This window comes from Nocardiopsis sp. FR4, from assembly GCF_009830945.1.
GTDB lineage: Bacteria > Actinomycetota > Actinomycetes > Streptosporangiales > Streptosporangiaceae > Nocardiopsis.
The window spans coordinates 1-1484 of sequence record NZ_VWVV01000065.1 but is presented as its reverse complement, the minus strand read 5'-3'; the positions used below and the strand labels follow the sequence as shown (position 1 = coordinate 1484).

1 protein-coding gene is annotated in these 1484 nt (G+C 68.9%); it reads right to left on the bottom strand.

Going from position 1 to position 1484, the window contains the following annotated elements; translation table 11 throughout:
• Nucleotides 1-50 precede the first annotated feature (50 nt).
• On the bottom strand, nucleotides 51-1250 hold the full coding sequence (locus FYW95_RS27430) for an IS110 family RNA-guided transposase (protein ID WP_160051003.1): 1200 nt from the start codon (nucleotides 1248-1250) through the stop codon (nucleotides 51-53).
• Between the last annotated feature and the right edge of the window lie 234 nt (nucleotides 1251-1484).

Sequence of the window (1484 nt, the reverse complement as noted above, 5' to 3'; positions counted from 1 at the left end):
AGATTCCCAATGAAGTTGTCAAGCCGGAGCGGTGACCGACCGTGAACGGTTCAGGCAGCCGTGGCCAGCTTCACTGGAGGCGCCGCCACGTAGGGACGCTCGTCGCGCAGCATCGCCCAGAGCACGTTGAGCCTGCGCCGGGCCAGCGCGATCACGGCCTGGACGTGACGCTTGCCCTCGGCCCTCTTGCGCTCGTAGAACGTCTTCGAGGCCGGACAAGAGCGGATGCTGAACAGGGCGGACATGTAGAACACCCGCAGCAGCCGGCGGCTGTAGCGGCGTGGCCGGTGCAGGTTGCCGCTGATCCTGCCCGAGTCCCGGGGCACGGGTGCCAGTCCGCAGACGCCAGCCAGCCGGTTCGCGCTGCCGAACGTGGCCATGTCGCCGCCGGTGGCGGCGATGAACTCCGCCCCCAGCAGGGTGCCGATGCCGGGCAGGCTGGTGATCACCGCCGCGTGTTCGTGCTCGCGAAACCGGCCCTCGATGGCCTGGTCGGTCTCGGCGAGCTCGGCATCGAGGGCGATCACCTCCCCCGCGAGCTTGGCGACCACCGCGGCGGCCGTCTTCTCGCCCCTGACGGTGGTGTGCTGGGCCTGGGCCGCCTCGATCGCGGTCTCGGCCACCTTGGCAGCGTTGCGGACCTTGCGTGCGCGCAGCCACGTCTCCAGGCGGGCCCGCCCGATTCTTCGCAGCGCGGCGGGGGTCTGGTAGTTGGTCAGCAGCACCAGGGCGGCCTTGGACTTGCTGTAGTCGAAGGCGCGCTCCAGGGCGGGGAAGTAGGCCAGCATCTGGTCGCGCAGCCGGTTGATCGCGCGGGTGCGGTCGGCTCCCAGGTCGGTGCGCCGGGCGGTGAGGATGCGCAGGTCGGCGGCGATCTCGTCGAACGCGGCCAGCGGGTGCAGGTCGCGGCGCATCCTGGCTTGGTCGGCGATGACGAAGGCGTCCTTGGCGTCGGTCTTGCCGTCGCCCCGGTAGGAGCCGGAGGCGTGGTGGATGGTGCGGCCGGGGATGTAGAGGAGGTCCTGGCCGTGGTCGAGCAGCAGGGTGATGAGCAGGGCCCCGCCGCCGCTGTTGAGGTCACTCGCCCACAGCACTTCGGTGCCCAGGGCGTTGACGTCGGCGATCAGGTCGAGCAGTTCGGCCTCGTCGTTGGCGACCTTCCTCGACAGCAGTTTGGTGCCGTCGGTGTCGATCACCACGCAGTGGTGGTGGGTCTTGCCCGCGTCCACACCGGCCCAGAGCTGGGGCATCGGTCCCTCCGTCGTCTTGGTTGTGGGGGTACCAAGCAACGACCTCGCCGACGTGTCCTTACACAGCGATCTGTTCGCGCATCCCAATCAGCGGCCGGGTCGTCGCGGAGCGCCAGGCGGCCAATCTCCTTCAGCCACGACAGCGGCAAAGCCATGACAGCCATACCTGGCGCTCCTGGGGTCCTCCCGACCCTACAGACGGTCAGGAACGAACCCCATGAAGAAAGGTAAGGA